At 69.5% G+C, this 12,522-nt stretch carries 12 protein-coding genes; 8 read left to right on the top strand and 4 right to left on the bottom strand.

Going from position 1 to position 12,522, the window contains the following annotated elements; all coding sequences use genetic code 11:
- The 3 genes from D7W79_RS28425 to D7W79_RS28435 form a co-directional block, all read left to right on the top strand.
- On the top strand, positions 1 to 1,076 hold a 1,076-nt coding region (locus D7W79_RS28425; RefSeq protein WP_147442094.1), incomplete at its 5' end, for a cytochrome P450.
- On the top strand, positions 1,076 to 1,420 hold the full coding sequence (locus D7W79_RS28430; RefSeq protein WP_120528528.1) for an antibiotic biosynthesis monooxygenase family protein: 345 nt from the start codon (positions 1,076 to 1,078) through the stop codon (positions 1,418 to 1,420). The genes D7W79_RS28425 and D7W79_RS28430, both read left to right, overlap by 1 nt.
- A gap of 146 nt (positions 1,421 to 1,566) precedes the next feature.
- On the top strand, positions 1,567 to 1,902 hold the full coding sequence (locus tag D7W79_RS28435; RefSeq protein ID WP_244222013.1) for a hypothetical protein: 336 nt from the start codon (positions 1,567 to 1,569) through the stop codon (positions 1,900 to 1,902).
- A gap of 1 nt (position 1,903) precedes the next feature.
- Here D7W79_RS28435 and D7W79_RS45880 read toward each other — a convergent pair whose 3' ends face one another.
- Together D7W79_RS45880 and D7W79_RS28440 are read right to left on the bottom strand one after the other, a co-directional pair.
- Positions 1,904 to 2,071, bottom strand: coding sequence for a DUF5953 family protein (locus D7W79_RS45880; RefSeq protein WP_158617073.1), 168 nt, complete (start codon positions 2,069 to 2,071; stop codon positions 1,904 to 1,906).
- Positions 2,071 to 2,592 carry a hypothetical protein gene (locus D7W79_RS28440; protein ID WP_120528530.1) on the bottom strand — a complete coding sequence of 174 codons (522 nt, stop codon included), beginning with the start codon at positions 2,590 to 2,592 and terminating at the stop codon, positions 2,071 to 2,073. Before D7W79_RS28440 ends, D7W79_RS45880 begins: the two co-directional genes overlap by 1 nt.
- Positions 2,593 to 2,863: 271 nt before the next feature.
- Here D7W79_RS28440 and D7W79_RS28445 point away from each other — a divergent pair, with 271 nt between their 5' ends.
- The gene (locus D7W79_RS28445) at positions 2,864 to 4,741 is read left to right on the top strand and encodes a tetratricopeptide repeat protein (protein ID WP_147442095.1); all 1,878 of its coding nucleotides are present in this window, start codon (positions 2,864 to 2,866) and stop codon (positions 4,739 to 4,741) included.
- 26 nt (positions 4,742 to 4,767) lie between these two features.
- On the opposite strand, the gene D7W79_RS28450 is transcribed toward D7W79_RS28445, so the two are convergent.
- Positions 4,768 to 5,742: a LysR family transcriptional regulator gene (locus D7W79_RS28450; RefSeq protein ID WP_244222015.1), complete on the bottom strand. Its 975-nt coding sequence runs from the start codon at positions 5,740 to 5,742 to the stop codon at positions 4,768 to 4,770.
- 83 nt (positions 5,743 to 5,825) lie between these two features.
- On the opposite strand from D7W79_RS28450, the gene D7W79_RS28455 reads away from it, so the two are divergent.
- On the top strand, positions 5,826 to 7,022 hold the full coding sequence (locus D7W79_RS28455) for an FAD-dependent oxidoreductase (protein WP_120528532.1): 1,197 nt from the start codon (positions 5,826 to 5,828) through the stop codon (positions 7,020 to 7,022).
- Between the two features lie 95 nt (positions 7,023 to 7,117).
- On the opposite strand, the gene D7W79_RS28460 is transcribed toward D7W79_RS28455, so the two are convergent.
- Entirely contained in the window at positions 7,118 to 9,802 is a 2,685-nt protein-coding gene (locus D7W79_RS28460; RefSeq protein WP_120528533.1) for a M1 family metallopeptidase, read from the bottom strand.
- Positions 9,803 to 9,908: 106 nt separating this feature from the next.
- Between D7W79_RS28460 and D7W79_RS28465 the strand changes: the two genes are divergently transcribed.
- The 3 genes from D7W79_RS28465 to D7W79_RS46485 all read left to right on the top strand — a co-directional run.
- A complete protein-coding gene (locus D7W79_RS28465; RefSeq protein WP_120528534.1) occupies positions 9,909 to 10,799 on the top strand; it encodes a hypothetical protein in 891 nt (296 codons plus the stop codon).
- A 90-nt stretch (positions 10,800 to 10,889) separates the two neighbouring features.
- Entirely contained in the window at positions 10,890 to 11,711 is an 822-nt protein-coding gene (locus tag D7W79_RS28470) for an SDR family oxidoreductase (RefSeq protein WP_120528535.1), read from the top strand.
- A 21-nt stretch (positions 11,712 to 11,732) separates the two neighbouring features.
- Positions 11,733 to 12,522, top strand: a 790-nt coding sequence (locus D7W79_RS46485; protein ID WP_147442096.1) for a LysR family transcriptional regulator, incomplete at its 3' end; no start/stop codon positions are given.

The following is a 12,522-nucleotide window of genomic DNA, read 5'->3' on the forward strand; positions in this document are numbered from 1 at the left end:
ACCCCTACCCGTACTACGCGGAGCTTCGCGCCCGAGGCGGCCTGCACCGCGTGCCCGGCTTCGGGCCATGGATCGCGGCGGACGCGGCCACCGTGCGCGCCGTGCTCACCAGCGAGCACTGCCGGGTCCGGCCGAAGGCGGAGCCGGTGCCTCCGCAGCTGGTGGGCACCTCCGCCGGGGCACTCTTCGGACGGCTGGTGCGCATGAACGACGGAGGCCCCTACCCCGCCGTGAAGCAGACCCTGTCGCGCGCGCTGCCGGAGGCACTGCGCGAGGTGGAGGCGGAGAGCCGCCGCCAGGCGGAACGGCTGTTCGCCACACCGTCCCTGTCACGGCTGCCGGACGCGGCCCTCCAGCTTCCCGTGTTCGTGCTGGGGTCGCTGCTGGGCTTCCCGAAGGACTCGCTGGAGGCGACCGTGCGGGACGTGGAGGCCTATGTCCGCTCGGTCGCGGGCCCCCCGGTGAGCAGCGAGGGTGCGGCAAGGCTGAACGAGCGCGTGACGGCCTGTTTCCAGGCCACATCGAGAACCGCGTTCACCGCCCGGCTCATGTCGGGCCCTGGCGCGGAGGAGCTGCGCGTTCCCAACGCCGTGGGCCTGCTCACCCAGGCGTATGAAGCGACGGCCGGGCTCCTGGGGGCGACGCTGCGGGCCTTCGCTCGCGAGCCCGCGCTGCGGGAACAGCTCTCGCGTGGCGAGTGCGCCCTCGACGACGTGGTCCAGGAGGCGGCGCGGCACGAGTCACCGGTCCAGAACACGCGGCGCTTCACCCATGCGGCGGCGACCGTCGCGGGTCAGGAGCTGGAGGCCGGTGCGACCGTGGTCGTCGTGCTCGCCGCCGCGAATCGGGATCCGCGGGAGAATCCCCAGCCTGATGCCTTCCTGCCTCGGCGCGCGGGTCGCCAGACCTTCACCTTCGGCCTGGGCTCGCATGCCTGTCCGGGGCCGCTGCTGGCCACGGCGATGGCCACGGCGGCGGCGGAGCGAGTGCTCGCGACCGGCCTGGACCTGACGCCGCTGTCGGGCCCCGTCACCTGGCGTGCTTCCACCAACACCCGCGTCCTGGGAGGACCGTGATGATTGCTGTCATTTTCGAGGTCTGGGCACACGAGGAGCATCGGCAGCGGTACCTGGACCTCGCGGCGGAGCTGCGGCCGCTGCTGGCAGGCATTGATGGCTTCATCTCCATCGAGCGGTTCCAGAGCCTGAGCGCGCCAGGAAAGTTGCTGTCGCTGTCCTACTGGCGCGACGAGGCGGCGGTGGCGGAGTGGCGGCGCCTGGAGGCCCACCGTGAAGCCCAGCGCGAGGGCCGGGAAGGCGTGTTCAGCGACTACCGCCTGCGCGTGGCGCACGTCGTAAGGGATTACGGCCTGAAGGACCGGGCGGCCGTGCCCGCTGACAGTCGCACCGTGCACGGCTGAAGCTGCCGACGCATGGCGGCTGTCTCCCCGTCCGTCCCTCGCATGCGGGCCATGCCTCCCCCACCTTCCCCTGGGGGTGCACGATGAAGCGAGGCCAATGGAGAGGAGCCTGGGGACTGGCCGCCACGCTGCTTGGGGTTCCGGCGATGGGGCAACTCGAGGAGCCGCCCGAGAGCGCGCCGCAATACTCCTGCTTCGAAGCGGCGCGCGAGGGCAGCGGAGTGAGCGAGAGCATCGCGGCCCAGCTCTGCCAGGGTGCCCGTTCGGACGCCCCGGCGAAGTGTTTCCAGCGGGTCCAGGAGCGAGCGTTCCTCGAGGATCCGCAAGCGCTCCAGCTCTGCCAGTACGCCCAGCCCTCGGATGATCCCGCGTCCTGTTTCCTCAAGGCGCGGAGGTCCTCGTTCGTGGACGAGCCACAGCTCCTGCTGCTCTGCCGCCCGCTCATCGCGGATCAAATGAACATGTATCCCTACGGTCCTTGACTCAAGGGGCCGAGCGCCCGCCAATCGCAGGGAACCGCTCATAGGCCCGCAGGAGCGCGTCCAGGTGGGCGGGGTTGTCCAGGTCGAGCGGCGCGTCGGTGAGCGGCACGACCCATCCGCAAGCACGCGAACGCCTCCAGACGGCAGATGCGGGTGCGCTCGGAGGCATCACTTCCGGTTCGCGCAGAACGGGGCGTCGAAGGTTCCCGACAAACCCGTCGTCATTCCGTCGGATCTTGCCTGGACCTGGACATCGAAGCTTCCAACGAGCTGGTCCGTCGTAGCGGTCGTCAGGTGGATGCTCCCGCTGGTGGCCACCGCGAGTGTCTCCGTTCCTCCGTCCGTGTGACGCTGCTGGATCTGCACGAACCCGGGGCCGGTGGCGCTGCCGACCTCGAAGGTCCCTGCCGCAGGGGGGCCGAGGACCGAGACCGTCAAGAAGCGGGACGGCGGAAGGACATAGCCGGCGTCCGCAGGGGTCGTGCAGAGCCCGGAGAAGTCGCTGTCGGACAGGAGGGCAATCGAGAAAGAGGTCCCGCCGTCGGGGCCGCGCGGCAGGAGTTCGCCGGACCAGGTCACCGGGAAGGCCTTATCGCCCTGCAAGGACCCCACGCCCTCCGTCTGTTCCGACTTGGAGCCACAGGCAGGAAGGAAGAGCAATCCGATAACAGGAAGGAAGTTCAAGCGCATGGGTCGCCCTCGATGAGTGGGTCGGGTGTTCCGGGGATCCTAAACGAGCAGCGGAATGCAGTCCGGTCAATGTGCCGGGGCCAGGGGCACGCCCTCCGGACCGCGAGCACGTTCGCGTGGGATTGCGCGTCGCGGACTCGCGGGCCTGGGTGAGCGTGGATGCGTCCTGCATCCATCGCCGTCGCGCCGTCAGGCTCGCCCTCTCACGCGGCGTGCGATTGCGCTGGGGGTCAGGTGCGATCCTGACGCATTTCGCGTATGGGAGGGCGCCATGAGCACAGGTCGTGTCATGGGATTGGCGGCGCGTGGCGTCCTGCTGGCGGTGTGGGGCTGTGTCCTCGGCGTGTCGTGTGTGAAGCGACCTGTGGACTACGCGCGGGAACAGGCGCGAACCCTCGCGCCAGCGAAGTTGGAGTCCTCGTCGCAGCCCTCGACGGGTCCGGTACGGAAGATTCGGGTCCGGGTCTACGCGGACTCGGACTATCGGGAGCAGGTGGTGCGCTGGCGAAGCAGCGTCGTGTCCCAGTTGCAGCGCGCGAGCGCGGTGATGCAGGGACCGCTGGGTGTTGTCTTCGAGCTTGAGTCGACGCGCGAGTGGGCGCATCGAGGTGTCGAGGGTGAGTTGGAGGGTTCACTGACCGCGCTGGAGCTGACGGATCCAGGCGAGGACGTGGACCTGGTGGTCGGCTTCGTCTCCGCGCTCAAGCTCTTCTCCTCCGCGCAGCATGAGTTGGGCATGGCCCGGCTGTTCGGGCGCCACTGCGTGCTGCGCGAGATGGGAAACCCGGAGGAGGCTCGCGCCATCATGGAGGCGCTGATCCACCTGCCCCAGGACGAGCAGCAGACGCTCTACCAGGAGCGGAAGATGCACAAGGAGACGTCCATCTTCCTCCACGAGTGGGCACACACGCTGGGGGCATTCCACGTGCGCAGCTCGCACTGGATGATGTACCCGAGCTACGCACCGAATCAGGCGGCCTTCGCATCGCAAACGCTGGCGTTGCTCAAAACCAGCCTTCGCCATGCCTCGGCGGGTCGTCGCGATGACGCCGCCGCGCGGGCCTGGGCGACCGAGCTGGGTGCACTGCTGGCCTCGACGTCCTCGCCGGACTGGGAGGGACCGGAGAAGGAGGCTGTCGTCGAATGGCTCGCGAAGGTCCGCGAGGGCAAGGCGCCGCTGGTCGCTCACCAGCCCCAGGCCCCCCTGCCTCCAGAGGACCGGCGCCGGCTCGACGAAATCCTCGCGCTCGACAAGGCGGGACGCGTGGAGGTCGCCGCCCAGCAGATGGAGCCCCTCGCGCGACGCTACCCGGAGGACTTCTTCGTCCAAAGGCTGGCCTGCTACCTGGACGCGCGTGTCGCCCCCAAGCTGCCGGCGACACGGGAGAAGTGCGAGGCCGTCGCCGAGAAATTCCCGTCCGAGCCCGCCCCCTTGTTCCAGCTCGCGACCCTGGCCCTCCAACAGGGGCAGCACCTGGAGGCGCAAGGCCAGCTCGTGCGGGCGCGGCAACGGATGGAAGTGAACCCTGGAACACCGCCGGAAGTCTGGGGAGACCTCGCGGCCTTCTTCAAGGAGACCTCCTCGGTCACGTGGGCGGAGCAGGCCATCCAGAAGGCGGGCAATGACTCTCGGGCCGAGGCTCTGCGGACCTGGGCTCGGCAGGCTCGACGCTGGAAGGCGCTGCCAGTGGATGTCTCCGTGAGCGGTGTCGCGGTGGAGCGGGAAGGAGAGTTCATCCGCGCGGCGAAGGACGTCGAGGATTCCCTCGATAAGGGGCTGGCGACGAAAGCGCAGGCACGACTCACCTGGCTGAGGCGGGAGTTCCCGCGCGCGCCGGTGCTGCACGTGTTGGACTGCGAAGGCCACCTGCGCGCTGGCAGGCAGGGACCTGCGAAAGCGGCGTGTCGGCAGGCAGTGGCCGCGCACGAGGAGGCGGTGCAGGCGCACTTCATCCTGGGATGGCTGGCCTCCGCGTCGGGTCCCCGCGAGGAGGCGCGTACCCACCTGGAGCGTGTCGTGGCGCTGGAGCCCTTGCACAAGCAAGCGTGGCAACTCCTGGCGGAGCAGTACCGCGCCGTGGGGATGGCGGAGGCGCTGAAGACGCTCCAGGGGCGCTATCGTGAGCAGTTCGCCCAGGAGCTGCGCTGAGGCGGCGAGCGAGAGGTCCGCGAGCGTCAGGCGATCCTGCGTGACTCCGCCCGCGAAGCCCGTCCCTTCTTCCGGGCACCGGAAGCGGGTTCGCCCAGCGCTTCCTGGATGAGGGCGCGGAAGTGGCGTGCGCCCGCGTCCTGGTGCGTGCGTTCGTGCCAGACGAGCTGCATCTGGAACTCCATGGGCGGAGTGGGCAGCTCCAGGATGCGCAGGCCCATCATCGTGCGGCAGCGCTCGGCGATGCGGCGAGGCATCCCGGCCGCCAGGTCCGTGCTGGCGACGATGGCCGCGGCCGCGGCGAAGCTCGGGGCCACCATGGCGATGCGGCGCTCCAGGCCGTGCTCCTGGAAGAACGCCGTGGCGTGGCGGTTGCCCACCCCGCCCTTGCCCAGCGCGAGCCACAGGTCCACGTGGCCCAGCGCATTGAAGCTTGCCTTGGTGAGCCTGTCCCTTGCGTGCGGGTGGTCTCCGCGCACCACCACCACGGCGTCGTCCCGGTACAGCGTCCGGGCATGCAGCCCGGGGCCAAGCGGGAGCGCGGGGGCGATGGCCACGTCGGTCTCCCCCTGCTCCAGGCCGCCGCTCGCCTCGAAGTGGTCGATGCTCAGTGCGCGCAGCTGCGCGCGTGGCAGCCGGTGCGTGAAGAGGGCCGCGACCTGGGGGACGACGCACAGGTGATCCGCGTCCGAACACGCGAGCGCGAAGGCACGCGTGCAGGTGGCCGGGTCGAAGCCGCCGTCTCCCTCCAGCACCCGGCTCATCGCGGCCGTCGCCTCCCGCAGCGAGGGCAGCAGCTCCAGCGCCCGGGGCGTGGGGACGAGGCCCCGGCCGCTGCGCACCAGGAGCGGGTCCGCGAAGAGTTCGCGCAGCCGGGCGAGCGCGTTGCTGATGGCTGGCGGTGTCACATGCAGCCGGGAGGCAGCGCGCGTCACGCTGCGCTCCTCGAGCACCATGTGCAGGACGAGCAGGAGGTTGAGGTCCACGGACGAGGGTTTCACGGCGGTGAATCCTATGCTCACGAGACATCAATCGCGCTGAATCCTGGCGGCGGGTACATGAAGTGCCTCACAGGAGGTGCGGCATGTCGCAGGGAAGCGTGCGTCGGGTGGTCATCATCGGAGCGGGGATTGGCGGGCCGGTGTTGGGGCTGTGGTTGCGGCGGATTGGCATGGAGGTGGTGCTGTGCGAGGCGCGTGCGTCCACCGCGCCCGGCGAGGGGGCCTTCCTCGGCGTCGCGCCGAACGGGATGAACGTGCTCGCGGGCCTGGGACTCGACACCGTCGTGGCGGCACGGGGCGGCGCCTGTGAGCGCTTCCGCTTCACGAACGCCCAGGGGCGCGTGCTGGGGCACATCGAACGAGGTGAGGACCTGATGCGCTATGGCCAGGCGCTCACCATGGTGCGGCGTGGAGAGCTGCACGCGGTGCTCTGCGAGGCCGCGGAGCGGGCGGGGGTGGTGGTGCGGTTCGGCCGCCAGCTCGTGGAGGTGGACTGCTCGCGGCCGGAGCGTGTCGTGGCGCGCTTCTCGGACGGAGGAGAGGTGGAGGGCGACCTGCTGGTGGGGTGCGACGGGCTGCGCTCGCGGGTGCGCGCCCAGGTGATGCCCGACGCGCCCGCGCCGCGCTTCGCCGGCTTCATTGACTGCGGAGGCTTCGCGCGGCTGGAGGGAGTGCCGCTGGCTCCCGGCATCAACGAGATGGTGTTCGGCCGCCGCGCGTTCTTCGGCGCCTTCCTGACGCCCGAGGGGGAGACCTGGTGGTTCCACAATGGCCCTCCGTCCTCCGAGGCGCAGGTGGGCGCGGATCCGGAGCGCGTGCGTGAGCACCTGCTCGCACTGCACGGGGAAGATCCGGCCTGGGTGCGTGACGTCATCCGCGCCACGCCGAAGGTGCTCGGTCCCTGGCCCATCTTCGAGATGGCGGGGTTGCAGCGCTGGAGCGAGGGACGGGTGTGCCTGCTGGGGGACGCGGCGCACGCCATGCCCCCGAGCGCGGGACAGGGGGCTTCGCTCGCCATGGAGGACGCCATGGTGCTCGCGCAGTGTCTGCGCGATGTCGCGGATCCACTGCAGGCCCTGCGCACCTATGAGCGGCTGCGGCGCCCGCGCGTGGCCGACATCCTCCAGCAGGCGCGGCGAGGCGGCAATGGCAAGGTGCCCGAGAGCGCGTTCTCCATGTGGCTGCGCGACCTGATCCTGCCGCTCGCCTTGCGCTTCGGTGGCGCAACGCAATCGCGCAGCTACGCCTACCGCAATGACTGGGCGCGAAAGGTCGCTTGATGGCGGCCTGCCTCGACCTGAGCGCCGATGCCAGGCGGCGCTATTTCTTCGGCCAGCGCGTGGAGCAGGGGCGCATCACCTGGCACGCCCCCGGCTTACCGGGTGCGGAGGAACTCCTTGACGCTCGGGGCCTGGACCTTCTGGGACTCGATGCACAGTCGGATGGACTCCAGCGCCCGGGCCAGCGCGCGCGGACCGCCTTCAATCTTGTCCACGCGGGGCTTGAGGAACGTCTCCACCTGCGCCAGGTCGATGTCATTGCAGAGGTTCCCCGTCTGGCCAATCAGCCTGCCCAGCTCATCCGAGCGCAGCCGCTGGGTCAGTGCATCAAAGTGCGTCTGGTAGAAGTTCCACGCCAGGGATTGCGACTCCGGCATCATCAACGCCATGCCGAGAATGCCCTGCGAGTCACGCACGTCGAAGTCCGGCGAGACCACGACTCCCAGCGCCCGCCACAGCAGGTCCGGGTTCCGGAAGTAGGACAGGGACGCCAGCAGCCGGGAACGCTCGCTGCGGTCCTGCTCCTTCTTCGCCGCCTCCAGCAGCGCGTCGAACAGCGCCGCATCGCCATGCGTCGCCGCCCGGGGCAGCGCGCTGCCGAACGCCTCCGGATCCACCGACTTGCGGTCCGCCAGCCATGCGCGAACCAGGGGCAGCGCTTCCTTCACCAGTTGCGGATCATCCCCGGTCCCGCCGGCCAGCCGCAGGAAGAGCGAGCGCGACTCCTTCACCGAGTCATCCTCGCCCTTCTTCGGCACCCAGCCCATGGCCCTCGCGCGTGCAGAGTAGAGCGACGCCACCCACGCTCGGAAGCGCTTGCGCTCCTCCTGCGTGAGCTGATCCACGCGCACCTGAGAGAGCAGCGAAGCACCACTCTGCACCACGAGCCGGTTCGGCGATTTCGCGGAGGCAGGCACCGCCTTCAGCGCCTCGCCCAGCGGCAGGTCGCCCCGCTCCACCGCCGCGTCCACGTCCGCCCAGAGCGCCACCTGCTCCGCCGGAGTGAAGGCGGCGACCGGGGTCGCGAGCAGCTTCGTCAATTGCTCGCGCGTGTAGCCGCTCCGGTAGTAGCCCGTGCCGCCCGCGTTGAGCAGCACCCACGCCGGGCACTGCTTCGTGGGCAGCGCCACCTCCGCGGTGGCCCCCTGCAACATCGAGCACACCCGTGACGACTGCGTGCCCGTCCCCACGCGCAGACACACGGGCACCTGCCATTCCTGCCGCGCGTCCGCCTTGGAGCCCACGGGCAGGTACCGCTCCTGTGACAGCTTCACCGTTGGCGCACCGCCCGCGGGGCACGACAGCTGCGCGCTGATTCGCGGCGCTCCCTTCTGGACGATGAACCCGCCGAAGGATTGCGCCACCTCCGGGCCCGCCGCCTGGGACAGGTCCGCGAGGAAGTCCTCCATCGTCGCGACCTTCCACGCGTGCTTGCGGACATAGCCCCGGAGCACGTCACGGAAGCGCTCCGGCCCCAGCCAAGCCTCGTACATGGCGATGACGGACGAGCCCTTGTCATACGTCGTCCCGTTGTCGAACGAGCCCACGATGTCGTCATTGCTCTCCACCGGCTTGCGCACAGGCAGCGCCGCCTCCAGCGCATCCGACTCCAGCGCGGACCGCGTCGCGGACATGGCGCGCTCCTGCTGGAAGTCCCAGGACGGCTCCAGCCGGTCCACCGTCTGCCGGTCCAGCCACGCGGTGAAGGACTCGTTCAGCCAGATGTCGTTCCACCACGAGCAGGTGACGACGTCGCCGAACCAGTAGTGGCCCAGCTCATGGTTGGCGATGACCGCGTAGGACTTGCGGCGGGCCAGCGTCTCCTCTTCGGGCCGGATGAGCGTGAGCGGCTGCCCGAGCGCGACAATGCCCGGGTGCTCCATGGTGCCCCAGTACCGGGGGACCACGGCCACATCCAGCTTCTCGTACGGATACGGCTGGTCGAAGAAGTCCTCCAGACCCTTCACGATGCGAGGCGTGATGCTCGCGGCGTAGCGCGTCTCCGCGCCCCGGCCCTTGGGGACGATGAAGCGCAGCGGCACGTTCGTGCGCCCCACGGTGCCCGCCTCCACCACGTCGAACGGCCCCACCATGAAGGCCACGAGGTAGCTGGGCATCGGCTTGCTCTCCGCGAAGGTGACGCGCTCCAGCCCGTCCGCCAGCGGCTCACGCGACACGACGGGGTGGTTGGCCAGCGCCACGTGTCCGGCCTTCACGGTGAAGCGCAGGCGCCACGGCACCTTGAAGGTCGGCTCGTCGAAGCACGGGAAGGCGCGGCGCGCGTCGATGGGCTCGAAGAACGTGTAGAGGTAGGACTCACCGCCCTCCGCCACCCCGTAGAGCCCCTGGCTGCGCTCGCGGTCCACCTTGCCGGTGAAGTCCAGCAGGAGCTGCGCCGTTCCCACGGGCAGTTCCTCCGGCAGCAGCAATCCCAGACGTCCCTCGTTCGCGGTGACGGGCTTCGCGTCGAACGTGCGGCCTTTGACGGAGACCCGCGCGCGTGTGACCTCCAGGTCCTGCGCGTGCAGCCACACCTGGCGCACCGGCTCGCGGACCTCCACGTCGATGGTGACGCTGCCGGGGTACGTGTCCTCCGTGGGGACGAGCTTCAGGTCCAGCGCGTAGTGCACGGGCCGCACGGTGTCTGGCAGCCGCAGCGCGGGAGGCAGGGCCTCCGGCCATGACACGGCGGGCGGCGCGGAAGCAGGCGGTGCGGCCTCCGGCGCGTGGGCACAGCGGACGGTCAACACCACCAGGACAAGGAGTGGGAGCAGTCGCATGGGAGCGCAGCCTAGACCAGGAGCGTGTGGCCCACGCGGGATGCATTCAACCAGGGGAGCCGCTACGGTCCGGCTCCCCCCGTTTCAGCTACAAGCCGAGGAATACATGCTTCGTCGCAGCAGCGGTCTCCCCTCCCTCTTCGTGTCCCTGCTCTTCGTCGTGGGCTTCGCGTCGTCAGCCAGCGCTGATACCTACCAGACCTATGTGACGCCCAAGGTCAATGGCTATCAGATTGGCACCTGGCTTCCCAACCAGCCCACCGGAAACTTCAGCAGCGCCGCCGACACCGCACGCCGCTTCTGTCAGGACATGGGCCACAGCGGTGCTCAGAGCTTCACCACCGCCATCCGCGGGTCCGCGTATACGTACATCGTTGGAACGAATGGCGTGGGCCCTTGGAACACCACCGGCAACTCCAACGTGACGATGATTGAGACCGTCACCTGCTTCACCTCCAGCTCGGGCATCACGTACACGACGCCGACGGTGAATGGCTATCAGGTGGGCACCATCCAGCCGAATTATCCGACCGGCAACTTCAGCACCCCGGCGGACACCGCCCGTCGCTTCTGCCAGGACCAGGGGCGCACCGGCGCGCTCAGCTTCACCACGGCCATCCGCGGATCCGCTTACACGTACATCGTCGGGACGAACGGCGTCGGCGCCTGGAACACCACCGGCAATGCCAACGTGACCATGCTGGAGACCATCGCCTGCTTCAACTCGACGGACCTCACGTACACGACGCCGACGGTGAATGGCTACCAGGTGGGCACCATCCAGCCCAACCAACCCACCGGGAACTTCAGCACCCCGACGGATACCGCCCGCCGCTTCTGCCAGGACCTCGGCCACATCGGCGTGCGCAGCTTCACCACCGCCATCCGGGGCTCCGCGTACACGTACATCGTCGGGACGAATGGCGTGGGCGCGTGGAACACCACCGGCAACGCCAACGTGACGATGCTCGAGACCATCACCTGCATCACGCAGTAACCGACAGTCCGGGCCGGGGGCCTTCACCGCCCCCGCGTCCCCGGTGTCTTCCAGATGCACGCGGTGAAGGACTGGGCGAGGATGCGCCCCATGTCCAACCTCCAAGGCAAGACCCTCTTCATCACCGGCGCCAGCCGCGGCATCGGCAAGGCCATCGCGCTGCGCGCGGCCCGCGACGGCGCGAACATCGTCATCGCGGCGAAGACCACGGACCCGCACCCCAAGCTGCCCGGCACCATCTACTCGGCGGCGAAGGAGATTGAAGAGGCCGGCGGCAAGGCCCTCCCCTGTGTGGTGGACATCCGCGACGAGGCGCAGATCCACGCCGCCGTCGCCAAGGCCGTGGAGACCTTCGGCGGCATCGACATCCTGGTGAACAACGCCAGCGCCATCAGCCTCACCGGCACCCTGGAGACGCCGCTCAAGCGCTTCGACCTCATGCACGGCATCAACACGCGCGGCACCTTCGCGTGCTCGCAGGCGTGCATCCCGTACCTCAAGAAGTCCTCCAACCCGCACATCCTCAACAACTCGCCGCCGCTCAACATGGAGCCGCGCTGGTTCGGCCCCCACGTGGCCTACACCATCGCGAAGTACGGCATGAGCCTGTGCGCCCTGGGCATGGCGGAGGAGCTCAAGGACGACGGCATCGCCGTCAACACGCTGTGGCCCCGCACCGTCATCGCCACCGCCGCCGTGCAGAACCTGCTGGGCGGCGACGACACCATCAAGGGCAGCCGCAAGCCGGAGATCATGGCGGACGCCGCCTACGCCATCCTCACCAAGCCCAGCCGCTCCTTCACCGGCAACTTCTGCATCGACGACGAGGTGCTGCGCGCCGCGGGCGTCACCAACTTCGACAAGTACCAGTCCGTGCCCGGCGCGGAGCTGCTGCCCGACTTCTTCCTCTAGGAACGTCCGGCCCCAGGCCCCATGCCCCCGCGCAAGCTCCAGCGACACCTGGTCTGGCTCGAGTCCTTCACCGCCGCGGTGGAGGCCGGCAGCATCGACGCCGCCGCGGAGCACCTGGGCGTCGCGCGCTCCGTCGTGAGCGAGCACATCCGCGCCCTGGAGGAGGTGCTCGCGGATGGCGCCGCCCTGCTGGAGCGCGGGCCGGGCCGGCGCCTGCAATTGTCCGCGCGCGGAGAACGCCTCTACGCGGGCACCCAGACGCCGCTGCACCAGCTGGACGTGAAGCGGCTGATGGACCTGGCCCGCGTGGAGCCCACCCTGCGCCTGGGCCTCAACCCCACCCTCTCCATGTCGCTGCTGGGCGGCATCGCGCAGGACGCCGCCGCCACCGACCTCAAGCTGGTGGTGGGCTTCGGCGGCTCGCACGAACTCATGCGCCAGGTGCAGACGCGGCAGCAGGATCTGGTGCTCGACTTCACCCCCCTGCCCCCTCACGAGGGCGTGGACACCGAGTCCCTGCTGCGCATGTCCTTCGTGGTCATCGCCGGCCCCGACTCCGCGCTCGCGAAGGCGCATCCCTCCCGCCGCTCCCTGGACGTGAAGGACCTCCAGGGCCAGCGCTTCGTGGACTGGTTGCGGGATGACCCCTACGGCGGCGCCAACAGCGCGCGCTTCGCCGCCCACGGCGTCTCCGTCACGGAGGTCGGCCGCGTGGAGAGCTTCCTCCACCTCTACGAGCTGCTGCGCGCCTACAAGGCCTGCACCTGTCACTTATACACATCTGACGCTGCCGACGATAAGGCTCGTTTAG

This window comes from Corallococcus exercitus, assembly GCF_003611585.1.
GTDB lineage: Bacteria > Myxococcota > Myxococcia > Myxococcales > Myxococcaceae > Corallococcus > Corallococcus exercitus.